At 68.6% G+C, this 22,208-nt stretch carries 20 protein-coding genes; 4 read left to right on the plus strand and 16 right to left on the minus strand.

The features are described 5' to 3' along the window. From infB to rimP, 4 genes are all read right to left on the minus strand, one after another. The coding region (gene infB, locus Q0627_RS00005) for a translation initiation factor IF-2 (protein ID WP_298807100.1) at positions 1–2,867 on the minus strand (2,867 nt) is incomplete at its 3' end. A gap of 80 nt (positions 2,868–2,947) precedes the next feature. Next, positions 2,948–3,283, minus strand: coding sequence for a YlxR family protein (locus tag Q0627_RS00010; protein WP_291017598.1), 336 nt, complete (start codon positions 3,281–3,283; stop codon positions 2,948–2,950). 95 nt (positions 3,284–3,378) lie between these two features. Beyond that, the gene (gene nusA, locus Q0627_RS00015; RefSeq protein ID WP_291017596.1) at positions 3,379–4,383 is read right to left on the minus strand and encodes a transcription termination factor NusA; all 1,005 of its coding nucleotides are present in this window, start codon (positions 4,381–4,383) and stop codon (positions 3,379–3,381) included. Between the two features lie 51 nt (positions 4,384–4,434). Then, positions 4,435–5,001, minus strand: a complete 567-nt coding sequence (gene rimP, locus Q0627_RS00020) for a ribosome maturation factor RimP (RefSeq protein WP_291017594.1) — start codon at positions 4,999–5,001, stop codon at positions 4,435–4,437. A gap of 200 nt (positions 5,002–5,201) precedes the next feature. Between rimP and Q0627_RS00025 the strand changes: the two genes are divergently transcribed. Beyond that, positions 5,202–5,765, plus strand: coding sequence for a hypothetical protein (locus Q0627_RS00025; protein ID WP_298807101.1), 564 nt, complete (start codon positions 5,202–5,204; stop codon positions 5,763–5,765). Beyond that, on the plus strand, positions 5,762–6,193 hold the full coding sequence (locus tag Q0627_RS00030) for a ferritin-like domain-containing protein (RefSeq protein ID WP_291017589.1): 432 nt from the start codon (positions 5,762–5,764) through the stop codon (positions 6,191–6,193). The genes Q0627_RS00025 and Q0627_RS00030 overlap by 4 nt, the downstream gene beginning before the upstream one ends. A 52-nt stretch (positions 6,194–6,245) precedes the next feature. Here Q0627_RS00030 and Q0627_RS00035 read toward each other — a convergent pair whose 3' ends face one another. The 3 genes from Q0627_RS00035 to Q0627_RS00045 all read right to left on the minus strand — a co-directional run bounded on the left by Q0627_RS00035 (position 6,246) and on the right by Q0627_RS00045 (position 9,252). Further along, positions 6,246–6,425, minus strand: a complete 180-nt coding sequence (locus Q0627_RS00035) for a hypothetical protein (RefSeq protein ID WP_291017645.1) — start codon at positions 6,423–6,425, stop codon at positions 6,246–6,248. A gap of 86 nt (positions 6,426–6,511) precedes the next feature. After that, complete coding sequence (locus tag Q0627_RS00040) at positions 6,512–7,438, minus strand: SPFH domain-containing protein (protein WP_291017586.1); 927 nt, start codon at positions 7,436–7,438, stop codon at positions 6,512–6,514. An 83-nt stretch (positions 7,439–7,521) separates the two neighbouring features. After that, positions 7,522–9,252: a proline--tRNA ligase gene (locus tag Q0627_RS00045; RefSeq protein WP_298807105.1), complete on the minus strand. Its 1,731-nt coding sequence runs from the start codon at positions 9,250–9,252 to the stop codon at positions 7,522–7,524. Between the two features lie 112 nt (positions 9,253–9,364). Here Q0627_RS00045 and yaaA point away from each other — a divergent pair, with 112 nt between their 5' ends. Then, positions 9,365–10,105, plus strand: a complete 741-nt coding sequence (gene yaaA / locus Q0627_RS00050; protein ID WP_298807102.1) for a peroxide stress protein YaaA — start codon at positions 9,365–9,367, stop codon at positions 10,103–10,105. Positions 10,106–10,108: 3 nt separating this feature from the next. On the opposite strand, the gene Q0627_RS00055 is transcribed toward yaaA, so the two are convergent. From Q0627_RS00055 to Q0627_RS00065, 3 genes are read right to left on the minus strand one after another with little or no spacing between them, the layout of a single operon-like run. Then, positions 10,109–11,587, minus strand: coding sequence for an MFS transporter (locus Q0627_RS00055; protein WP_291017580.1), 1,479 nt, complete (start codon positions 11,585–11,587; stop codon positions 10,109–10,111). Continuing rightward, positions 11,584–12,825 carry a uroporphyrinogen-III C-methyltransferase gene (gene cobA / locus Q0627_RS00060; protein ID WP_291017577.1) on the minus strand — a complete coding sequence of 414 codons (1,242 nt, stop codon included), beginning with the start codon at positions 12,823–12,825 and terminating at the stop codon, positions 11,584–11,586. Before cobA ends, Q0627_RS00055 begins: the two co-directional genes overlap by 4 nt. A gap of 39 nt (positions 12,826–12,864) precedes the next feature. Next, positions 12,865–13,551 (minus strand): response regulator transcription factor, encoded by a 687-nt coding sequence (locus Q0627_RS00065; protein ID WP_291017574.1) that lies wholly within the window; start codon positions 13,549–13,551, stop codon positions 12,865–12,867. 204 nt (positions 13,552–13,755) lie between these two features. On the opposite strand from Q0627_RS00065, the gene Q0627_RS00070 reads away from it, so the two are divergent. Next, the gene (locus tag Q0627_RS00070; protein WP_298807103.1) at positions 13,756–14,763 is read left to right on the plus strand and encodes an acyl-ACP desaturase; all 1,008 of its coding nucleotides are present in this window, start codon (positions 13,756–13,758) and stop codon (positions 14,761–14,763) included. 9 nt (positions 14,764–14,772) lie between these two features. Here Q0627_RS00070 and Q0627_RS00075 read toward each other — a convergent pair whose 3' ends face one another. The 6 genes from Q0627_RS00075 to Q0627_RS00100 form a co-directional block, all read right to left on the minus strand. Further along, complete coding sequence (locus Q0627_RS00075) at positions 14,773–16,488, minus strand: GAF domain-containing sensor histidine kinase (RefSeq protein WP_291017568.1); 1,716 nt, start codon at positions 16,486–16,488, stop codon at positions 14,773–14,775. 48 nt (positions 16,489–16,536) lie between these two features. Continuing rightward, on the minus strand, positions 16,537–17,976 hold the full coding sequence (locus tag Q0627_RS00080) for a cobyrinate a,c-diamide synthase (RefSeq protein WP_291017566.1): 1,440 nt from the start codon (positions 17,974–17,976) through the stop codon (positions 16,537–16,539). Next, on the minus strand, positions 17,970–18,587 hold the full coding sequence (cobO, locus tag Q0627_RS00085) for a cob(I)yrinic acid a,c-diamide adenosyltransferase (protein WP_291017562.1): 618 nt from the start codon (positions 18,585–18,587) through the stop codon (positions 17,970–17,972). The genes Q0627_RS00080 and cobO overlap by 7 nt, the downstream gene beginning before the upstream one ends. 10 nt (positions 18,588–18,597) lie before the next feature. Then, positions 18,598–20,541 (minus strand): VWA domain-containing protein, encoded by a 1,944-nt coding sequence (locus Q0627_RS00090; RefSeq protein ID WP_291017641.1) that lies wholly within the window; start codon positions 20,539–20,541, stop codon positions 18,598–18,600. Beyond that, the gene (locus tag Q0627_RS00095) at positions 20,534–21,025 is read right to left on the minus strand and encodes a GNAT family N-acetyltransferase (RefSeq protein WP_291017559.1); all 492 of its coding nucleotides are present in this window, start codon (positions 21,023–21,025) and stop codon (positions 20,534–20,536) included. Before Q0627_RS00095 ends, Q0627_RS00090 begins: the two co-directional genes overlap by 8 nt. 88 nt (positions 21,026–21,113) lie before the next feature. Next, positions 21,114–22,208, minus strand: a 1,095-nt coding sequence (locus tag Q0627_RS00100; RefSeq protein WP_298807104.1) for a malate:quinone oxidoreductase, incomplete at its 5' end; no start/stop codon positions are given.

Raw genomic sequence — 22,208 nt, forward strand, 5'->3', positions numbered from 1 at the left:
GGCTTCTCGCGCAGCTCGTACGTCTCGATGACGTCGTCGACCTTGATGTCGCTGTAGGTGAGCGTGAGACCACACTCGTACCCTTCGCGAACCTCGGTCGCATCGTCCTTCTCACGCTTGAGCGAGGAGATGGTCAGGTTCTCGGCGACCACCACATTGTCGCGGAGCAGACGTGCCTTGGCGTTGCGGCGCATGATGCCCGACTGCACCAGACAGCCGGCGATGTTGCCGACCTTCGACGACTTGAAGATGGCACGGATCTCGGCGCGGCCGAGCTCCACCTCCTCGTAGACCGGCTTGAGCATGCCCTTGAGCGCGCTCTCGATCTCGTCGATGGCCTGGTAGATCACCGAGTAGTACCGGATGTCGACACCCTCGCGGTTGGCCAGTTCGGTTGCCTTACCCTCGGCGCGGACGTTGAAGCCGATGATGATGGCATCCGAGGCCGCCGCCAGGTTGACGTTGGTCTCGGTGACACCGCCGACGCCGCGGTCGATGATCCGCAACGACACCTCGTCGTCCATCTCGATACCGAGCAGCGCCTCTTCGAGGGCCTCGACGGTACCGGAGTTGTCGCCCTTGAGGATGAGGTTGAGCTGGCTGGTCTCCTTGAGAGCCGAATCCAGATCTTCCAGGCTGATGCGCTTGCGGCTGCGGGCGGCCAGCGCGTTGCGCTTGCGCGCGTTGCGCCGGTCGGCGATCTGCCGGGCGATGCGGTCCTCTTCGACGACCAGCAGGTTGTCACCGGCACCGGGCACCGACGTGAAGCCGATGACCTGCACCGGACGCGACGGGGTGGCCTCGGCGACGTCGTCGCCGTGCTCGTCGACCATGCGCCGGACGCGGCCGTAGGCGTCGCCGGCGACGATCGAGTCGCCCACCTTGAGCGTTCCGCGCTGCACCAGGACGGTGGCCACCGGGCCGCGGCCGCGGTCGAGGTGGGCCTCGATGGCCACACCCTGCGCGTCCATGTCGGGGTTGGCCCGCAGGTCCAGCGACGCGTCGGCGGTCAGCAGCACCGCTTCGAGGAGACCCTCGATGTTGGTACCCTGCTTGGCCGAGATGTCGACGAACATGGTGTCACCGCCGTACTCCTCGGGGACCAGACCGTACTCGGTGAGCTGGCCGCGGATCTTCTCCGGCTGCGCGCCCTCCTTGTCGATCTTGTTGACCGCCACCACGACAGGCACGTCGGCCGCCTGTGCGTGGTTGATGGCCTCCACCGTCTGCGGCATGACACCGTCGTCGGCGGCGACCACGACGATCGCGATGTCGGTGGCCTTGGCACCACGGGCACGCATGGCGGTGAACGCCTCGTGACCAGGGGTGTCGATGAAGGTGATGAGCCGGTCCTCGCCGTTGAGGTGGGTGTTCACCTGGTAGGCGCCGATGTGCTGGGTGATGCCACCGGCCTCGCCCTCACGGACGTTGGCCTTGCGGATCGTGTCGAGCAGTCGGGTCTTACCGTGGTCGACGTGACCCATGACGGTCACCACCGGCGGGCGCTGTTCGAGATCCTCTTCGCCGCCCTCGTCCTCTCCGTAGGTGAGGTCGAAGCTTTCGAGCAGCTCGCGGTCCTCGTCCTCGGGGCTGACGACCTGGACGGTGTAGTTCATCTCGCCGCCGAGCAGCTCCAGCGTCTCGTCGTTCACCGACTCGGTGGCCGTGACCATCTCGCCGAGGTTGAACAACGCCTGGACCAGCGACGCCGGGTTGGCGCCGATCTTGTCGGCGAAATCGGACAGCGACGCGCCACGGGCGAGCCGGATGGTCTCGCCGTTGCCGCGTGGCAGCCGGACACCGCCGACTGCCGGTGCCTGCATCGAGTCGTACTCTTGCCGCTTCTGGCGCTTGGACTTGCGGCCCTTGCGGGGAGCGCCGCCCGGACGCCCGAAGGCACCCGCGGCACCGCCGCGTCCGCGGCCACCGCCGCCGCCTCCGCCACCGGGACGACCGCGGAAGCCACCACCGGCCGCGGGAGCACCACCGGGAGCACCCGTGCCGCCTCCGCCACCACCGCGGTAGCCGCCTCCGCCACCACCGCCGGGACCGCCACGACCAGCGCCCGGACCGCCACGGCCGGGACGACCGGCATCAGGACGGGCGGCACGGCTGGGCATCGCACCGGGGTTCGGACGGGGAGGCATGTTGCCTGGATTGGGACGCGGGCCGGCCTGACCGGGGCCCGGACGGGGACCGGCCTGGCCGGGCCTGCCCTGTGCGCCGGGACGGCCACCACCGGGGCGCGGACCGCCCTGACCAGCGGGGCCGGGACGGGGACCGGCAGGCCGCGGTGCCGGCGGCGGAGCCGACGAGTAGGGGTTGTTGCCGACGCGTGGTGCACGCGGACCGGGCTTGGGCCCTGGGCGCGGACCGGGGCCCGGACGCGACGAACCGCCGTCACGCGGTGTCTGCGGTGCGGGTGCCGACGCGGGCTTCGGCGCGGCCGGACGCGGGCGGCCCGGCTTGGGGCCGGGTGCCTGCGGTGCCGGGCGGACCGTATCCGCAGGTGCGGCCGTACTCGCTGCGGCAGGCTGCACCGGGGCGGGTGCCGCCGGCTTGGGCGCGCCGGGGCGCGGGCCCGCGGGTGCGGGCTTGGCTGTTGTCTGGGCTGCCGTCGCCGGTGTGGCCGACGGGCGCGGCGCACCGGGTTTGGGTGCGCCCGAAGGCCGGGGCTTGGCGGACGAGCTGACGTCCTTGCCTCCGGCCTGGGGGAATGATTCGCGAAGTCTGCGGGCCACCGGGGCCTCGACCGTCGACGACGCGGATTTGACGAATTCGCCCTGTTCCTTCAATCGTTCGAGCACCTGTTTGCTCGTCACGCCGAGTTCTTTGGCCAATTCGTGCACGCGGGCCTTGCCTGCCACTGCTCTCCTCACTTGGAGGCCGAGCGGCTAGCCCGCCACGACCTCATGGTTACGTCCGATACGTGCTCATCGTGGGTACTTCACGGTGTGCTCATGTCTTCTGCTGCCTGTCTTTGATCGTTGATCTTCCCGACCAGCTCGGAAAGATCACTGTGGGCGACGGTCAGACCGCCCACCCGTAACGCCGGTCCGAAGGCCTTGCGGCGCACCGCACGGGATACACAATCCTCGCGTGGATGCAACCAGGCACCTCGCCCCGGCATGGTTCGTGTGACGTCGACGACCACCTGCGCACCGTCGGCGGCCTCACGGGAATCCGTGCGGGCCACCAACCGAACGAGGGCGCTCGCGCAGTCGCGCTGCCGACATCCGATGCAGGTCCTTACCGGCGCGTCGGATAGCGTTCGCTGAACCATCGGTCAGTCTAGCGCGCCGAGGGCCGATCGGAAGAATCGGCCGACTATCAGCGGTGTTGTTCGCCTCACGTTCACACGAGTCATCAATCGGGCCATCACACGTTTCCGGCGTCGGGGTCCGCGTCGGAGCGGATATCGATCCGCCACCCGGTGAGCCTGGCCGCCAGCCGCGCGTTCTGGCCTTCCTTTCCGATGGCGAGCGAGAGCTGGTAGTCGGGCACCACCACGCGCGCGGCCTTGAGCGCGAGATCTATGACCGTCACCGACACGACCTTCGCCGGGGACAGCGCATTCCCGACGAACACGGCCGGATCCTCGTCGAAGTCGATGATGTCGATCTTCTCCCCGCCCAGCTCACTCATCACGTTGCGCACCCGCTGCCCCATCGGGCCGATGCACGCGCCCTTCGCGTTGAGGCCGGAAACCTTGGTGTGTACGGCGATCTTGGAGCGGTGACCCGCCTCCCGTGCCACGGCCACGATCTCGACCGAGGCATCCTCGATCTCGGGAACCTCCAGCGCAAACAGTTTGCGCACCAGGTTGGGGTGGGTGCGCGAGAGGGTGATCTGGGTGCCGCGCGCGCCGCGGGTCACCCCCACCACGTAGCACTTGACCCGGTCGCCGTGTTTGAGCACCTCACCCGGAACCTGCTCGGCCTTGGGGATCACGCCCTCGACGGAATTGGCGTCGCTGCCGATCGCGACGACGATCATCTCGCGGGCATTGGCGCGGGCATCGGCCTGCACCACACCGCCGACGATCTCACCCTCGTGAGTGGCGAAATCGCCGAAGGTCTTCTCACTCTCCGCATCACGCAGCCGCTGCAGGATCACCTGGCGGGCGGTGGTGGCCGCGATCCGGCCGAAGTCGTGCGGGGTGTCGTCCCACTCCTCGGACGCCTCGCCGTCCGGGCCGAACTCGTGGGCCATCACCCGCACCTCGCCGGACTTGCGGTTGATGTCGATGCGGGCGTGCTGGGCGGGATGGCTGGTGTGCTTGTACGCGGTCAGCAGCGCGGTCTCGATCGTCGCGATCACGGTGTCGATCGGAATGCCTTTGTCGGCTTCGATCATGCGCAAGGCGCTGATGTCGATATGCATGGGCCGGCTCCTATTCACTTGTGGGTTGGTCGGTGGCGATAGTCATCGAGATCATGCCCGCTCCTGACGCCGCTGGGCGATCTCCTCGTCATCGAGCCCACAGAGTTCGAGCTCGGCGATCGATGGTCGTGAAAAATCAACTTGGACAACCGCTTCTGCGATCGATCCGAACTCAATCGCCCGGCGAAGGATGCGGCCGCGCTGGTTGATGACGAGGGTTACCGCGTCGTCGGTCAACGCGCCGACCCGACCGGTGACCGACGGGGTATCACCGTCGGACAGTTCGACCGTCACCTTGCGTCCCCGCGCCCGGATCCAGTGCCGCGGCGTGGTCAGCGGCCGGTCGATGCCGGGCGAGGTCACCTCGAGGTCGTACGGGTCACCGGGTACTCCGGGATCGGCGTCGAGGATCGCGGAGACGTCGCGGCTGATGATCGCGATCTCGTCCAGATCGTTCGGGCCGTCGCGGTCGACGACGATCTTGACGCCCCGCCGGGGGCCGGAGTCGGGCCAGTCGACGATGACCTCTTCGAGGTCGTAACCATGCCCGCTCACCACCGGCTCGACGAGTGTGGTGATGTGCGATGCCAGTTTCCCTGAGGTGGAGGTGATCTGCACGACGGTCGAACTCCTCGTCTTCAGTTGTCGGTGACGGTCTGGTCGGCGCGCGGCCGACAAGCATACGCCGGGCCGCGGCGATTGCCGGGCTCTGACATGCTCCCGGCCGGCTGCCGGCGGTTCGGCAGTCGGGCGAACCGTAATGATAGCAATGCCGCACCGCAAAACGCATCGGCCGAGTTGCTGGCATCATGTGTCGGGTGCCGACCCTCCCGATGCGTGCCGCGCCACCGATGCGCGATACACCGCGACCGACGCCCGTGTTGTCCACCCGTCTCGTGATGTCCCGGCGATCGGTGATCCGTGGCGCACTGGCCGCGTCGGCGGTCGCCGTGACCGCGGGATCGCTGGCGGCCTGCGACAGCGGGCCGTCCGCCGAACAACTCACCGCCGAGGCACTGGTGCCGCTGGCCGACGCCGCCCACGCGGACGCGGCCACTGCCCTGGCGTTAAGCGCGACGGACACCGATTACGCGGCGGCGCTGAAGATCGTCGCCGATCAGCGCACCACCCATGGACAGGTGCTCACAGAGGAGATCACCCGCCTGCACCAGGACACCGCGAAACAGATCGTCACCGACCCGTCCACGCAGAACGGCGGCACTGCCGCGCCGTCGAGCGTCGACGAGTTTCGCACCCGGCTCACCGAGTCGGGCCGCGCGGCCGGAAAGGTCGCACTGGGCGAACACGGATATGTCGCCGGGCTCGCCGGATCGATCAGTGCTTCGGTGGCCTCGATCGTCGAGGTGGCACTGGCCGCATGAGCGAAACAACCGATGCTCTGAAGGCGGTCGTGACCGTCGAACATGCCGCCGTGTTCACCTACGGCGTGATCACCGCGTTCACCAACTCCACGCGCCGCACGATGGTCGACGAGTTCACCGCCGCCCACCGCGCGGCACGAGACACCGCCGCGGAAGCGATGCGGGCGGCCGGGTCCACCCCGCCCGATCAGGAACCCGGATATGTGCTGCCGTTGACGGTGTCCGATCCGGCATCCGCCGCCAAGGCCGCCCTCGCCGCGGAAACCGACTGCACCGTCGCCTACCGGTCACTGCTGGAAAAGGCCGACACGACCGCCGTCCGGCAGATCGGCCTCGACGGCCTGACCGCCTCGGCGAACCGGGCCGCGCAATGGCGGGCCGCGCTCAAGCAGTCACCGTTCACCGTCGCCCTGCCGGGCTCTCGCTGACCAGCCCGGGATCGGGCTGACCCGCCCGAGACCGGCTCAGTTGTCGCGACCGTCAGAGTTCACGCCGCGGGCGGCCCCTCCGCGGGATCGGTGCCACCTCGCGCGGCGCCCGTCCGGCGTCGTGGAGGCAGCGCCGCAGCAACACCTCGATCTGCGCATTGACGCTGCGCAGATCGTCGGCCGCCCACCGGGCCAGGGCCTCGTAGACGGCCGGGTCGATCCGCAACGCGATGGTCTTACGGGCCGCGGGGACCCTCGTCGTCGGATCGGGTGACCGTCGGTCGCCCGATCCCGAGGAATCAGTGCTACCCGTCGACATCAGGAATACAGGCTGCCGGTGTTCACCACCGGGGTGGCGCGACTGTCACCGCACAGCACCACCAGCAGGTTGGACACCATTGCCGCACGGCGCTCGTCGTCGAGGGCCACCACGCCCTCGGCCTCGAGTCTGGCCAGTGCGCTCTGGACCAGTCCGACGGCGCCGTCGACGATCTTCTCGCGCGCGGCCAGCAGGGCCGAGGCCTGCTGCCGCTGGAGCATCGCCTGGGCGATCTCCGGGGCGTAGGCGAGCGAGGAGATGCGCGTTTCGAGGATCTCCAAACCCGCAAGGGAGGCCCTGTCGGCGACCTGCTCGGCCAGTTCGGCCGCCACCTGATCGGTGGATCCGCGCAACGACGTGGTGCCGTGGCTGGCGTCGTCGTCGTAGGGGTGGGCGGTGGTGACCTGCCGGAGCGCCGATTCGGCCTGGGTGCCGATGAACTCCTCGTAGTCCTCGACGCCGAAGGTGGCCTTGGCGGTGTCGGCGACCTGCCAGACGATGATCGCGGCCACGTGGACGGGATTTCCGACGGCGTCGTTGACCTTCAGTTCGGCGGTCTCGAAGTTACGGACACGCGCGGACACCCGGCGGTGGGTGGTCAGCGGCGGAACCAGGCCCATTCCTGATTGCCGCACCGTGCCCACGTATCGGCCGAAGAGCTGCACCACGTACGTATGGCCGGGCGCGAGAATGACGACCATCGACAGCCCGACGCCCGCGGCCACCACCAGGATCACGGCGGGCGCCACCAGCACCGGCAGGGCCTCGATCACCGCGAACACGATGCAGACGGCAGCCAGACCGATGGCCACGAACACGGCGACGAAGACACCGATCGCGGCGGCGGTTCCGGCGTACCAGCACGGCCGCTCGGATACTTCGACCTGGGCGCCTTCGCGACCGACGGGAACGGATTCGGCGTTCATGACCGGACCTCCTAAAGTGATATCAGTTTTAAAAGTGATATCACTTTAGGAGGTGTTCGTCCAGCCCTCCGTCGGGCCGGGTCCTATCCCCGAATGATCGCCGCGATCGCCGCCGCCGCACCGTCGACGGAAATCTCCCGGGCCTCGCCGGTGAACCGGTCCCGCACCTCAACGACGCCGTTCGCGAAACCGCGGCCCACCACGACGGTGGTCGGCACGCCGAGCAGTTCGGCGTCCTTGAACTTGACCCCGGGCGAGGATTTGCGGTCGTCGAGAACCACCGACAGTGCCTGCGCATCCAGTTCCGCCACCAGCGCTTCGGCGCCGTCGACGGCCGCGGTGTCCTTGTTGGCGATCACCACGTGGACGTCGAACGGGGTCACCTCGCGCGGCCAGCGCAGGCCCTTGTCGTCGTGGCACTGTTCGGCGATCACGGCGACCAGCCGCGAAACCCCGATGCCGTAGGAGCCCATGGTGAGGCGGACCGGCTTGCCGTTCTCGCCGAGCACGTCCACCTCGAAGGCGTTGGTGTACTTCTGGCCCAACTGGAAGATGTGCCCGATCTCGATGCCCTTGGCCGCGGTCAGCACACCCTTGCCGTCCGGGGACAGATCACCTTCGCGCACCTCGGCGGCCTCGATGGTGCCGGTCGGCACGAAGTCACGCCCGGCCACCAGGTCGACGACATGCTTGCCGGGCTCGTCGGCGCCGGTGATCCAGCGGGTGCCGTCCACCACCCGCGGATCGACCAGGTACCGGAGCCCGTTGTTCAACAGCGCGTTCGGGCCGACATAGCCCTTGACCAGGAACGGATTGGCCGTGAAGTCCTCCTCGGTGAGCAGTTCCACCGACGCGGGCTCGACCGATGCTTCCAACCGCTTCATGTCGACCTCTCGGTCGCCGGGCACACCGATCCCCACGATCTCGGTGTCCCCGCCGGGAAGCTGCATCTTGACCAGCACGTTCTTGAGCGTGTCGGCCGCGGTGACCTCCCGGTCCAGCGCGGAATTGGCCCAGTCGACGAGCGTGGCGATGGTCGGGGTGTTCTCGGTGTCGTGCACCAGTGCGGCGGGTGCGTCGTCGAACGGGATCGGATCGGGTGCCGGAGTCCCCACCGCCTCGACATTGGCGGCATAGCCGGACTCGACGCACCGCACGAAGGTGTCCTCACCGACCTCGCTCTCGGCCAGGAACTCCTCCGACGCACTGCCGCCCATCGCACCCGAGGTCGCCGACACGATGACGTACTTGACGCCGAGCCGGTCGAAGATCTTCTGGTACGCCTCGCGATGCAGGTTGTACGAGACCTTGAGGCCGTCGTCGTCGAGATCGAAGGAGTAGGAGTCCTTCATCACGAACTCACGCCCGCGCAGGATGCCCGCGCGGGGGCGTTCCTCGTCGCGGTACTTGGTCTGGATCTGGTACAGGATCACCGGCAGATCCTTGTACGAGGAGTACTCACCCTTGACGAGCTGGCTGAACAGTTCCTCGTGGGTGGGGCCGAGCAGCATGTCGACACCCTTGCGGTCCTTGAGCCGGAAGAGGTTGTCGCCGTACTCGGTCCACCTGTTGGTGGCCTCGTACGGTTCGCGCGGCAGCAGCGCCGGCAACAGGATCTCCTGGGCTCCGATGGCGTCCATCTCCTCGCGGACCACCTGTTCGACGGCCCGGAACACCCTCAGGCCCAGCGGCAGCCAGCTGTAGACGCCCGGTGCGGCACGACGGACATAGCCCGCACGCACGAGCAGTTTATGGCTGGGCACCTCGGCGTCGGCCGGGTCATCGCGCAGCGTTCGCAGGAACAGGGTCGACATGCGTGTGATCACAGTCAGTCAGCTTAGGCCATCGCCGCATCTGCATATATGCGTCCGCACCGCTCGAACCCTCGTGGCCGAACAGCGGACACGCCCCGTTATCGTGTGTCCGGTGCGAGTGATCCTGCCTCCCTCCGAAACCAAGTCCGACGGCGGCAAGGGCGCACCCCTGGACCTGGACACCCTGGTGTTTCCCGAACTCAACCCGGTTCGCAAACAACTCGGCGACGCACTGGTGGCCCTGGCCGCCGACCTGGACGCCAGCCGCCTGGCCCTTGGCCTTGGCCGGACCCAACTGGCCGAGGTCGACCGCAACGCCGAGCTGTGGGTATCGCCGACCCGTCCGGCGATCGAGCGCTACACGGGTGTGCTCTACGACGCCTTCGACTACTCGTCGCTGACCAGGGCGGGTAAGGCCAAGACCGCCGACCGGGTGATGATCGGGTCGGCGCTGTTCGGTGTGGTCGGCGCGAGCGACCTGATCCCGGCCTACCGACTGTCGGGCGGGTCGAAGCTTCCGGGCATGAAAACCCTTGCCGCGCAGTGGAAGGGATCACTGTCACCGTGCCTGGACGCGGTGGACGACTTCGTGGTGGATCTGCGCTCAGGCATCTATCACCAGCTCGGACCGATACGTGGTGCCGTCACCGCCACCGTGGTCACCGAGCAGCCCGACGGTTCGCGCAGCGTCGTCAGTCACTTCAACAAGCACCACAAAGGCCTGATCGCGCGCGAACTGGTACGTACCCGGCGGACAGTCCGCGACATCAACGCTCTGGCAGCGGTCCTCTCCGACGCCGGTCAGCGCATCGAAATCGACGGACCCGACCGGATCGTCGTCATCACGCAGTAGCCGTCACGCGGTGACCTGGTCACCGTCGTTGTCGACCCCCGCATCGGCGGCCTGCTGGGCGGCCTGCCCCTCGGCGACCTCCTCCGGGGTGAACCGCATGAACATCACCACGCATGCGGCCAGCACAGCAAGTGCGGCGCAACTGGCAAATGCCAGGCCGTAGCCGTCGGCCTGGGCGGCGAGTTCCCAGGCGTCCATCTTTTCGACGGGCCCGGTCGTGCCGCCTTTGGACAGCGCCCGCGAGGTGACCGCAGCACCGACGGTCACCAGACCGACTGCACCGCCGAGTTGCTGGGCGACCTGTGCGATGGCCGTGAGCGGACCGATCTCGTTGGGTCCCACACCCGCGACAACCGACAGCGTCAGCGGGATCACCGCCAGACCCACACCGAAACCGATGACCACGACGGGCAGCCCGATGCTCGGGAAGTACGCCGGGTCGTCGGTGGCGATGGACCACGCGTACATGCAGCCCGCGCAGATCACCGCTCCGCCGGCCATGACGAGCCAGCGCGGCTGCACCATCAGCGACAGTTTGGAGGCGATCGCGGCGGCCGTGCCCAGGCCGAACGCGAACGGGACGACGGCCAGACCGCTCTGCAGCGGCGTGTATTTGAGGATGCCCTGCAGGTACAGCGAGATGAACACGGCCATGCACATCATCACCATGCTGGAGAGCAGGATCGCGATCAGCGCCGCGACCCGGTTCGGATTGTCGAACAGCGAGAACGGCAGGATCGGATTGCGGGCCCGGCGCTGCACGACCACGAAGGCGATCAGCGCGAGCGTGCCGACGACGAACGAACCGACGACGATCGGCCGTCCCCAGCCCGAGGGCCCCTCATTGACGGCCAGCACCAGCAGCGTGCACCCCAGCGTGCCCAGCACCGCCCCCGGCACGTCCAGCGACAGCCGCTCCCCCTGCGATTCGGTGAGCGCCCACAGCGCACCGAGGCCGACGGCCAGGCCGATCGGAACGTTGATCAGGAAGACCAGCCGCCAGGACACCTCGGTGAGTATGCCGCCGAGGATCAGCCCGGCGACCGAGCCGATACCGGTCATGGCGGCGTAGATGGCGAACGCCTGGCTGCGCGGTTTTCCGGGGGCGAATGTGGTGGCGACCAGCGCCATCGCCGTCGGTGCGGCCACCGCCGCCGACGCCCCTTGCAGGGCTCGGCCGATGATGAGCATCGCCTCGCCCTGCGCGAGACCGCACATCAGCGAGGTGGCCGTGAAGGCAAGCACCCCGACGACGAACATCCGGCGCCGGCCGAAGGTATCGCCGAGCCGGCCGCCGAGAAGCATCAGGCCACCGAATGCGAGAACGTAGCTGCTGATGATCCAGTTGGCGTTGGATTCGCTCAGCGACAGGGCGTCCCGGATCTTGGGCAGGGCCAGCGCCGCGACGGTGCCGTCGAGCACCATGAGCAACTGCATCCCGCTCAGCACGAAAATCGCGGGGCCGAGAACCTTGTCCTTCATCGGCGAGAACCCGAATCCGCGTCGGTGAATGCGGCGACGGCACCGACCACGACGATTGCCGGCGGGGTCAGGTTCTCGGCGTCGGCGACCTCACCGGCGTGCGCGAGATCGGTGCGCAGCAGCCGCTGTGTGGGCAGTGACCCGTTCTCGATCATCGCGACCGGGGTGTCGCCCGGTTTGCCACCGGCAAGCAACGCGTCGGCGAACACGGCGACCCGTTCGACGGCCATCATCAGCACCAGGGTGCCCTGCAACTGGGCAAGCACCGACCAATCGATGAGAGAGTCGGGATGGCCGGGCGGAACGTGACCCGACGCGATCACCACCTCGTGCGTGACGCCGCGGTGGGTCACCGGGATTCCGGCCGACGCGGGCGCCGCGATCGGGCTGCTCACGCCCGGAACGACGGTGACCGGCACGCCCGCGGCCACGCACGCCTGTAGTTCCTCGAACCCGCGGCCGTACACGAACGGGTCGCCGCCCTTGAGCCGGACGACGAACTTGCCCTCCTTGGCCCGGGATACGAGGACGTCGTTGATGGCTTCCTGCTTCATCGCCCGCCCGTACGGCACCTTGGCCGCGTCGATGATCTCGACCTGCGGCCCGAGCGCGGCGAGCAGTTCCGGAGGTGCGAGTCGGTCGGCGACCACCACGTCGGCCTGGGCGAGCAGACGCTGCCCGCGCACGGTGATCAGCTCGGCATCGCCGGGTCCGCCACCGACCAGAGCCACGCCGGGCGGGTGCGGTGCGCCGGCGTGCGGGGCCAGTGAACCGTCGGCGAGCGCCCGGGAGATCGCCGCACGCATCGCCGCGGACTGCCGGTGGTCGCCACCGGCGAGCACACCGAACTGAAGGTCGCGGTGCCGCCCGGAAGCGGGGGTGGCCGCAGTTCCCTTCCGGGCATCGTCGGCGCGGACGCAGAAGATGCGACTGCGTTCGGCCTCGGCGACGACCGCGGCGTTGACCTGCGGGTCGTCGGTGCAGGCCAGGACATACCAGGCGCCGTCGAGGTCGCCGTCGGCGTAAGCGCGGGTGAGCACCGTGATGCCCTGGAACGATTCGACAGCCGGGGTCGGGTCGATGGCCACGACCGTGACATCGGCGCCCGCGGCGACCAGATTTGGCAGGCGCCGCTGGGCCACCGAACCACCGCCGACGACCACGACGCGGCGACCGCGAAGGTCGAGCCCGGCCAGATACAGACCGGACACCGATTCCGGAGCAACGCGTTCAGCCATGAGGAAACACCCTACCGGCCGCGGCGTGCGGCCCCGAGTTCAGTGTTTGTCGTCACGCAGCTTGGTCGCCATCACCGCGACCTGGGTGCGCCGCTGCATGTCCAGCTTGGACAGGATGCGCGAGACGTAGTTCTTGATCGTCTTCTCCGCCAGGAACATCCGCTGGGCGATCTGCCGGTTTGTCAGGCCCTCGCCGATGAGGTGGAACACCTCGCGCTCCTGGTGCGTGAGTTCGGCGAGCGGATCGACGTCGTCACGTTTACCGTCGCGCAGGCGGGCTAGCAGGGCCGCGGTGCTGCGGTCGTCGAGCAGGGAGCCGCCGCGGCCGACGGTGCGGACCGCCGCGACCAGGTCCTGACCGAGGATCTGTTTGAGCACGAAGCCCGACGCTCCGGCCAGTACCGCGGCCAGCAGGGCATCGTCGTCGGCGTAGCTGGTGAGCATCAGGCAGTGCACCGACGGTTCGGCCGAGCGCACGTCGCGGCACAGTTCCACGCCGCTGCCGTCGGGCAGCCGGACATCGAGCACCGCCACATCGGGTTTGGTGGCCAGGATGCCCACCGTCGCCTCCCCGACCGACGCGGCCTCGCCGACGATCTCCAGGTCGGAGGCGGTGCCGAGGAGATCACGCAGTCCGCGCCGGACCAGCTCGTGGTCGTCGACGAGATACACACGCACGCGCGGGGTGTCGCTGCCGGGGACTTGAACCTCACCTGCTGATGCCATGAGTCAAACGCTACCGCAGCACCGTTCGAGTACACCGGCAAGCGGGCAACGACATGCGGCCCAACCCTGTCGGGACCTTCGCCTCAGGAGTCAACTCCCGGTTGCGCGAAAAGTGGAGTCGAGGTTCCTCGGCGATGCATGTGATCTCCTCGCCGGCCGCTGCTTCACCTACCGCCGGACACAACCACAGATGCAGGAGTATTCGTGACCAGTCTCACCGGCATCGCGACCGGTTTGTCTCCGATGACCGGCCCCGACCTGCTGCGCGAGCTCCTTCCGGTGTGCGAGACCGAGTTGGAGCGGCACATGAAGATGGCCAAGGACTGGTATCCGCACGACTACGTGCCCTGGGACGGCGGGTTCAACTTCGCCACCCTCGGCGGCGACGACTGGGATCCCACCCAATCGGCACTGTCCGACGCCTCGCGGGCGGCACTGGTCGGTCTGCTGCTCACCGAGGACAATCTGCCCTCCTACCACCGGATGATCGCCGAACACGTCAATCTCGACGACGCGTGGGGGGTGTGGCTGGGCCGGTGGACGGCCGAGGAGATGCGCCATTCGACGGTGATCCGCGATTATCTGGTGGTGACGCGCGGCGTCGACCCCGTACAGCTCGACATCGCCCGCACCCGCAACGCGATGACCGTGTTCAATCCGCTTTCGCGTGATCGTGGTCTGCCCGAGCACAGCGAAGGCATGCTGCTGGCGATCACCTACATGGCCTTCCACGAGCTTGCCTCCCGGGTCTCCCAGCGCAACGCGGCCCAGGCCGGGACCGATCCACTCGTGCGCCGCCTGCTACACCGCGTCGCCTGCGACGAGACACTGCACATGCTCTTCTACCGCAACATCATCGACAGCGCTCTGGACCTGGCACCCGATGCGACGATGGCCGCGATCTACGGAATCGTGTCGACGTTCCTGATGCCCGGCGCGGTCGGCGGACCGGGCTCGTCGCCCGCTCTCGGCTACATCGCCGCGCTCATCGTCGAGGGCGGTGTGTACGACCTGCGCCGGCACCGCTCGGATGTGGTGGTGCCGCTGCTGCGCAAATGGCGGGTCTTCGAGCGCGACGGCTTCGGCCCGATCGGGCAGATGTACCGTGACCGGCTCGCCCGTTTCCTGGCCGATCTGACCCGGCGCGTCGAAGAGTTCGACCACTCCCGCGCGGCGCGGCCGACGGTCCTCGGCGCGCGGCACCCGGCCTGACCGGGTGCGTCAGTGGACCAGGGGAACGGTCCAGGTCAGGGTCGTGCCACCGGCGCGGCCCGGTCGGCGCGGCGTGGTTTCGATGGTGAACGCGCCGTCGCATTCGTCGGCGCGGGTGGTCAGGTTGTCCAGTCCGCGGTAGGTGACATTGGTGTCGATGCCCTTGCCGTCGTCGGTGATCTCCACCTTGAGCACGTCCTCGTCGGCACTGACGAGGACCGAAATCCGGTCGGCGCCGGCATGCCGCAGCGCGTTGGACAGGCCTTCGCGGAGCACCGCGTCGATGTGCGGTCCGAGCGCCTCGGGCACCACCGTGTCCACCGGCCCGTCGAACGTGACGCTCGGGGAGATCGGGGCGTGCGCGGCCAATTCGGAGACGATGTCGAGGACCCTGCGGCGCAGGGTGGTGGCGTCGTGGTGACCGGGGATGGTCTGCAGGTCGAAAATCGATGTCCGGATCTGGGCGATGGTGCGGTCCAGATCGATCACCACCTGCTCCAGCCGTGAGACCGGGGTCGCGATGGTCGCATCCTCGTCGTGCGGGGTGGCGAGCATCGTCTGAATCGACATGCCCACGGCGAACAGGCGCTGGATGACGTGGTCGTGGAGGTCGCGAGCGATGCGGTGCCGGTCCTCGAGCACCTCGAGGTCGCGGGCGATCTGCTGCTGCTCGGCATAGACGACGGCCAGCGAGGCCACTTCGGCGACGCCGGCCAGGCCGGCAATCTCCTCCGGCTCCCACCAGGGCTGTCGGCGGTGGGCCACCACCAGCCATCCGAACGCTCCGGCGGCCCGTTGCAGGGGCTGCACAGTGATCCATTCGGCGCCGCCGCCGACCACCCCGGCGGGAAGCTGATCTGCCGCGTGCACGACCATCGACGATCCGATGGGCATCTGCGTCGCCGATACGGCCGACACGTCGCCGGACTGCTCGGCACCGGCGATCTGCTGTGATCGTCCCTGCACCACCATCTTGTCGTCAGAGCTGGTGAGGATGACCACGTCCACCGCGTCGGTAAGCCCGGCGACATCGTCGCACAGGCGGGACATGGTGTCCGACAAGGCTATTCCTGCCAAAGGTTCGGATCCTCGGCGGGCGACGGCCTGCATCCAGCGGTGCCGGGTGCGGGCGCCCTCGAATAGTCGCGCGTTGTCGACGGCGATTCCGGCGGCCACCGCCAGCATCGCGATCAGCGTCTCGTCGACCTTCGTGAACTCCTCGGCGTTGCGCTTCTCCGTCAGGTAGATGCTGCCGAAGTTGGAGCCGCGCACCGTGATCGGCGCGCCGAGGAACGTCTCCATCGGCGGGTGATGGGGCGGGAATCCCACCGACGACGGATGCTGGGACAGGTGCGGAATCCGCACTACCTGCGGCTTCTTGATGAGCAGTCCGAGAACACCCCGGCCCACCGGCAGATGTCCCATGGTGGCGCGCTGCTGCGGCGTGATCCCGATGTGCACGAATTCGCTCAAGCCGCCGTCGCCGCCACGCACACCGAGCGCGCCGTACTGGGCGTCGACGACGCCGACGGCCACTTCGACGATCCGCTGCAGCGCCTCATCGAGCTCGAGCCCCTGCCCCACCACGAGCACGGCGTCGAGCAGGTCACGCAGCAGCCGCGGATCGTCGCCACCGTGTTTGGTCAGGGCGTCCAGCGCGTCGGCCCACCGGTGTTCGGTGGGTTCGGGACGGCCCGGAAACCTGCCTTCGTGATTGGTGTCCATGGTGCTGCACATCCTTGTCGGGTCGCGGGTGCTACGTGGGCGCGGGTGCTACGTGGGCTCGGTCATCGCACGCCGGGTGTGGTCAGGAGCAGTGTGCTGGAAGACATCGGCTGCGGCGACGAATCCGGCGACGGCGGCCGGATGCGCCGCCGGATGCAGGTGCAGGTACGAGGCGTGCACACCGCCGGTGACGTGACCGTGCCGTGCGGGGCGCCCCGACGAATCGCGCCACATCCACGCAGGCGACCGGCCCGGCCGGTCCTCGACGACGACGCTGCGGTGAAACTCGTGACCGGTCACCCGCTCCCCTTCCCGGAACAGCACCGAGTCGGCGACCGAGATCGCGTCGCGGTACCCGAGCGTCAGTGCCGGCGAGAACCGGCCGACGGCATCGAGCACGCCCGCCATCGGATGGCCGTCGAGTTCACGGGTCAGGTACAGCAGGCCGGCGCATTCGGCCCAGATCGGCCCCCCAGACTTCGCATGCTCCGAAAGCTGTTGCCGCAAAGTGATATTGGCCGATAGTTCGGCGGCATGTTCCTCGGGGAAGCCGCCGCCGATGACCACCCCGGCGGTACCGTCGGGCAGCGGGTCGGTCACGGGGTCGAACACCGCGATCCGAGCGCCGGCGGCGGTGAGCAGTTCGCCGAGTTCGGTGTAGCAGAAGGTGAACGCCGGACCGCCGGCGACAGCGATCACCGGACTCCCGGCTGGTTCGAGTGCGTCCGTCGCCGACCACGGGGTCGCGGTCAGCCGGGCCCGTGTCGCAGCCGCATCGACGATCGCCGGAATATCCAGGGACACAGTCATTTCGGTCGACATCGCGGCGACGGCGGCGACGGCTTCGGTGCTGCGTTCGGCGGCCGGGATCAGTCCGAGGTGGCGGGAGGGCACCATGAGCGACGGGTCGCGGCCGATCACCCCGAACACAGGCAGGCCGACGCGGGCGCACGCGTGCCGCAACACCTGTTCGTGGCGGGGTGATCCGACCCGGTTGAGGATGACCCCGGCGATCCTGACCGACGAATCGTAGGTGAGGAATCCGTGCAGCAGCGCGGCCAGGGATTGGCTGTGCCCCGAGCCGTCGACCACGAGCACCACCGGGGCACCGATGAGCGCGGCGACGTGGGCGGTCGACCCGTACGCGACCGGATCGGCGTCGGCGACGGCCGAGCCGCTGTCGTCGGATCGGATACGTCCGTCGAACAGGCCCATCACACCCTCGACGACCGCGATGTCGGCCCCGGCGCTGCCCGCGGCGAACAGCCGTGGGACCAGGTCGGTGCCCACGAGGTTCGGGTCGAGGTTGCGGCCCGGTCGACCGGCGGCCACCGCGTGATAGCCGGGGTCGATGAAGTCGGGACCCACCTTGAACGGGGCCACCCGGTGACCGGCGGCGCGCAGCGCGCCGATCAGGCCGGTGGTGACGGTCGTCTTACCGCTGCCCGAGGCGGGTGCGGCGATGACGATCGTCGGGATCGTCACCACTCGATCCCTTTCTGGCCCTTGCGGCCCTGGTCCATCGGGTGAGCGATCTTGCGCATCTCGGTCACCAGGTCCGCGGCGTCGACAAGCGCTCGGGGTGCGCGGCGGCCGGTGATCACCACATGCTGGCGGCCGGGCCTGGCGGCGAGGGCGGCCACGACGGCGTCGGTGTCGACCCATCCCCAGTCGAGCGGATAGGTGAACTCGTCGAGGACGTAGAAGTCGTGGGTCTGTTCGGTGAGCCTGCGGGCGATCTCGGCCCAGCCCGCGGCAGCTGCGGCGGCATGGTCGTCGGCATCACCGGCGTTGGCGCGCAGCCAGGACCAGCCCTGACCCATCTTGTGCCATTCAACGGGCGCACCCTTGCCCGTGGCGGCGTGCACCTCGCCGAGAGCCAGCAGCGCCGATTCTTCGCCGACCCGCCATTTGGCGCTCTTGACGAACTGGAACACACCGACGCTCAGCCCCGCGTTCCAGGCCCGCATCGCCATCCCGAAGGCCGCCGTCGACTTTCCTTTGCCGTCTCCGGTGTGCACAGCCAGCACGGGGGTGTTACGTCGCTGCCGGGTGGTCAGACCGTCGTTCGGAACGTTCTCCGGAACTCCTTGGGGCACAGCTGTTCTCCTAGCTCGCGCGGGATACCTGGGCAGTGGCCGGTCCGTGCGGCCCGGATCTATGCAGGGCGGCCGGGGTCAGTTCGTCGAGGGTCAGGCATTGCGCGCCGAGTCGGGCGGCGAGAGTGTGTGCCATACCGAGCCGGATCATGCCCTGCTCGCAGTCGACCACCACCGACGCGATGCCGCGACGGGCGATGCCTGCGGCCGCGGCGTCGGCGCGACGCGGGGCGTCGGGCCCGGCGGTTGCCCGGCCGTCGGTGAGCACCACCAGCAGCGGACGACGGGCCGGTTCGCGACGGGCCGCGCCGTCGATCACCTCCGTCGCCGTCTGCAACCCCTCGGCCAAGGGCGTGCGACCACCGGTACGCACCTGTGCCAGTCTGCGCACCGCCAACTCCACCGAGCGTGTCGGCGGCACGCTGACCTGTGCGGACGAACCCCGGGCGGTGACCACGGCCACCCGGTCGCGGCGCGTGTAGGAGTCGCGCAGCAGGTCGACGCACAGCTCGCTGACCGCAGCCAGGCGTTTACGGGCGGTCATCGAGCCGCTGAGGTCGACGACGAACACGACGAGATTGCCTTCGCGGCCGACGCGTTGGGCACCACGCAGATCGTCGGTGACGACCGTCAGCCCTGGCACGCGCGTCCCGGTCGTGCCCGCGGTTCGTCCTGCCGCCGCCAGCACCGTGCCGAACAGGTGCAGCGGTCGGCCCGTCGTGAAGTCGACGGCATGTGTCGTCGCACCTCGGGTACTGCGGGCCCGGGAGCGTCGTCCCGGATCACCGTCCCCGACTCCGGCCACCTTGAGCGGCCGCATCCGGCGCGGTGCCCCCGTACTGCGGGTGCCGAACAGCGCGCCGGCGGGCGCTGTCTGCTGTTCCGGTTGCTGCTGCGGAGTGTCGGGCGTCGCGTCATCCGGGGCCGGATCGCCGAGGTCCGGGCCGTCACCGTCCGCTCCTGACTCCGGCCGGGCACCGCCCCCGTCGTCTGGCCCGTCGCCATCGGGGTCGGGCTCGGGTTCCGCCGAATCCGCGGCCTCGTCACCGGCCCGCATCGCGTCGTCGAGTTGTTCGTCGGTGAAACCCGAGTCGTCGAACGGGTCTCGGCGCCGCCGATGCGGCAGTGCGAGTTCGACGGCGACGGCGATATCGTCGCCGTCGATGGACTCCGCGCCGCGCCAGGCCGCGTGCGCGGCTGCGGCCCGAGCGACGACGATGTCGCCGCGTAGCCCGTCGACGCCGAGGTGGGCGCAGATCCCCGCGATGCGCCGCAACTGAGCCACCGGCAGCGCGACCTCGCGCACCGCCGCCCGCGCATCGTCGATCCGGGTGCGTAGCTCGTCCTCCTGAGCCTTGTGCCGCTCGGCAAAGGCCTCCGGATCGGCGTCGAATTCCATTCGGCACGAGATGATTTCGACGCGTTCATCGACGTCGTGGGCGGCCACCACATCGACGGCGAGACCGAACCGGTCGAGCAGTTGTGGCCGCAACTCCCCTTCTTCGGGGTTCATCGTGCCGACGAGTACGAATGCTGCGGCCTGCGTATGCGAGACTCCGTCGCGTTCGATGGTCACCCGCCCGCTGGCTGCGGCATCGAGCAGTACGTCGACGAGATGGTCGGCGAGCAGGTTGACCTCGTCGATGTACAGCACGCCGCCGTCGGCCTGGGCGAGCAGACCCGGGGTGAAATCGGCACGGCCTTCGCGCAGTACGCCCGTCAGATCGAGCGAACCGACGACGCGGTCCTCGGTGGCACCGATCGGCAGTTCCACCACCCGACCGCCGGCGACCGGTCCGAGGCCGCGCACGATGGTCGACTTGGCGGTCCCCTTCTCGCCCCGGATCAGCACGCCGCCGATGCCCGGGGAGATGGCGCTGAGAATCAACGCCAGCTTGAGTCGGTCCTGCCCGACGACCGCGGTGAACGGATAGCGTGCCGCGATCTCACTCACCACCGTCACCGGCCGACTCCACCGACGAACCCGCCGCCCGGATCATCGGTACATGTGGGATACCGTCTTCTAGATACTCGTCTCCGGAAATGGAAAATCCATGTCCGGCATACATTTCCGCCAGGTACTTCTGCGCCTCGATGCGGCACTCGTGGTCACCGATCTCGGCGAGCGCCTCGGTCATCAACCACCGGGTGTGGCCGCGGCCGCGGTGTGCGCGATGAGTGCACACGCGCCCGATCTGATAGGCGACCGCGCCGTCAGGACCGATGTTGCGCAGGATCCGGAGTTCGGAGGCCACGGTGCCGTCGTCGGCGGTGATCCACAGGTGCCGGGTCGCGGGTTCGAGGTCGCGGCCGTCGAGATCCTGGTACGGACATGCCTGTTCCAGCACGAACACTTCCGACCGCAACTGCAGCAGCCGGTACAGGGTCCGCGCGTCGATCTCGTCCACCGAACCGCGGTGAAGCTGCGCATTGCTCATAATGTCGTCACTATCACACCACCGCGTGCCGCACCACCCACCTCACGCGGTGATCCGGTGTGGCCTGCGTGCGTCAGCGGACGGCTTTCTAGGCCGAATGTCCGCCGGTGAGCCGCAGCGAGCTGCTCGTCCAGTCCCAGACCTGCCGGAACAGGTCGCGGTTGTCCGAGAGCTTCTTGCCGAACGACGGGATCATCTCGGTGAGCTTGGGTGTCCACGCCTTGTATTGCTGTGGGAAGCATTGCTCGAGCACCGACAGCATCGCAGGCACCGCGGTGGAGGCGCCCGGCGACGCACCGAGCAGCCCGGCGATGGTGCCGTCGTCGGCGGCGATGACGGCGGTACCGAACTCCAGCGAGCCGCCGCCCCCGGTCTTGCGGATCACCTGCACGCGCTGGCCCGCGGTGATCATCTCCCAGTCGCCGCCGTCGGCGCGCGGCATGAAGTCGGCAAGGGTGGCGATCTGAGCCGCGCGGCTGGCGGCGAGTTCGCCGAGCAGGTACTTGGTGAGCGCCATTTCCTTCACGCCCACCGACAGCAGCGGGATGATGTTGTTCGGCTTCACCGAGAACGGCAGATCTGTGTACTTGCCGTTCTTGAGGAACTTGGGCGACCAGCCCGCGTACGGGCCGAACAGCAGGCCCTGCTTGTGGTTGATGACGCGAGTATCCAGGTGCGGCACCGACATCGGCGGTGCGCCCACTGCGGCCTGCCCGTACACCTTGGCGGCGTGCTGCTCGATGAGGTCGGAGTTGGTGCAGCGCAGGAACGCGCCCGACACCGGGAACCCACCGAAGCCCTTGGCCTCGGCGATACCCGACTTCTGCAGCAAGTGCAGCGCACCGCCACCGGCACCGACGAACACGAACTTGGCTGCGATGGTGAGCTTCTCGCCGGTGCGCCGGTTGGTGACCTTGGCGCGCCAGGAACCGTCCGACTGCTTGGTCAGGTTGGTGACGGAGTGGCCGAAGTACACATCTCCGGACTGGCCGACATAGTTCAGCAGTTGCTGGGTCAGTGCACCGAAGTCGACGTCGGTGCCGTCGGTGAACCAGTTGAGCGCCACCGGGTCGGAGAAGTCGCGGCCCGCGGCCATCAGCGGCAGCCGGTCGGCGAACTCGCCGGGATCGGTGATGTACTCCATGCCCTCGAACAGCGGGCTCGCGGACAGTCGGTCGTATCG

The sequence above is a fragment of the uncultured Gordonia sp. genome (genome assembly GCF_937858515.1).
In the GTDB taxonomy this organism is placed as follows: domain Bacteria; phylum Actinomycetota; class Actinomycetes; order Mycobacteriales; family Mycobacteriaceae; genus Gordonia.

Coding starts and splice junctions, on each gene's coding strand:
- Q0627_RS00010 (WP_291017598.1), bottom strand. CDS start 3,283: ATGGTTCAGCGAACGCTATCCGACGCGCCGGTAAGGACCTGCATCGGA.
- nusA (WP_291017596.1), bottom strand. CDS start 4,383: ATGCATATCGACATCAGCGCCTTGCGCATGATCGAAGCCGACAAAGGC.
- Q0627_RS00030 (WP_291017589.1), top strand. CDS start 5,762: ATGAGCGAAACAACCGATGCTCTGAAGGCGGTCGTGACCGTCGAACAT.
- Q0627_RS00040 (WP_291017586.1), bottom strand. CDS start 7,438: ATGAACGCCGAATCCGTTCCCGTCGGTCGCGAAGGCGCCCAGGTCGAA.
- Q0627_RS00045 (WP_298807105.1), bottom strand. CDS start 9,252: ATGTCGACCCTGTTCCTGCGAACGCTGCGCGATGACCCGGCCGACGCC.
- Q0627_RS00055 (WP_291017580.1), bottom strand. CDS start 11,587: ATGAAGGACAAGGTTCTCGGCCCCGCGATTTTCGTGCTGAGCGGGATG.
- cobA (WP_291017577.1), bottom strand. CDS start 12,825: ATGGCTGAACGCGTTGCTCCGGAATCGGTGTCCGGTCTGTATCTGGCC.
- Q0627_RS00065 (WP_291017574.1), bottom strand. CDS start 13,551: ATGGCATCAGCAGGTGAGGTTCAAGTCCCCGGCAGCGACACCCCGCGC.
- Q0627_RS00075 (WP_291017568.1), bottom strand. CDS start 16,488: ATGGACACCAATCACGAAGGCAGGTTTCCGGGCCGTCCCGAACCCACC.
- Q0627_RS00095 (WP_291017559.1), bottom strand. CDS start 21,025: ATGAGCAATGCGCAGCTTCACCGCGGTTCGGTGGACGAGATCGACGCG.